Origin of the sequence: Saccharospirillum impatiens DSM 12546 (assembly GCF_000423605.1) — a bacterium.
GTDB lineage: Bacteria > Pseudomonadota > Gammaproteobacteria > Pseudomonadales > Natronospirillaceae > Saccharospirillum > Saccharospirillum impatiens.
In genome coordinates this window covers 1-757 of record NZ_AUIH01000087.1, presented here as the reverse complement: position 1 = coordinate 757, position 757 = coordinate 1, and the positions used below count along the sequence as shown (strand labels likewise).

The 757-nt window shown below is 49.3% G+C and carries 2 protein-coding genes; both read left to right on the top strand.

From position 1 onward, the window contains the following. On the top strand, positions 1–202 hold a 202-nt coding region (locus G565_RS27795), incomplete at its 5' end, for an eIF2A family protein (protein WP_211227230.1). A 277-nt stretch (positions 203–479) separates the two neighbouring features. Beyond that, positions 480–757, top strand: a 278-nt coding sequence (locus G565_RS26575) for a transposase family protein (protein WP_169579683.1), incomplete at its 3' end; no start/stop codon positions are given.

Genomic DNA, 757 nt, shown 5'->3' with positions numbered 1-757 from the left:
AGTATCTGGCCCGCTGGTGTCGGCCAATAGTGATGTTGTCGATTTCCAATGGTCACCGGATAGCAGTCGCTTGGCTTATAGAGCAGACCAGGATACAGATGGTGTAAACGAACTCTACAGCTCGTTAGCGGCAGGTGGCGACAATGTCAAAGTATCCGGCCCGCTGGTGACTAATGGCGACGTATTCGATTTCTCTTGGTAGGTTAGGTTGGTAGGTTGGTAGGTTGGAAGGTGGCACGGCCGTTTTATAGAGCCTAATTGCACAGCCACGGCAGTGCGCAACAAAAAAGCCGACCGTTGAAGTGACTAACGTTGTGATGAGTAGCCAACTATCGGCAAGCATAAATTCATTTAGAGCAAGGAGATGTACGATGAAATTGTTACGCACCGGTATTTTATGTTTATGGCTCTTCGTAGTTTCCTGTGGAAATCCAGTATAATCAGGACTTGATCATACCGAATTTACGGGGAGTCTTTCTGTGGAAATCGAAGAGCATTATGCACTGCTTCTGGGTATTCATTCGCCCTGGGAGACAAGCTCGGTAGACCTCAACATGGCCAATAGCCGAGTCGATATCGAGATTGAGTATGTCGACTCCACTGGCGCGTGTCCTGAGTGCGGAACATTATGTCCAAAACACGATGAACGTGAATCCCGGACCTGGCGCCATCTGGATACCATGCAGTTTGCTACTTACCTGCACGCTCGGTTGCCAAGGGTCAAGTGTAAGGGCCATGGTGTTAAAACGGTCTCGGC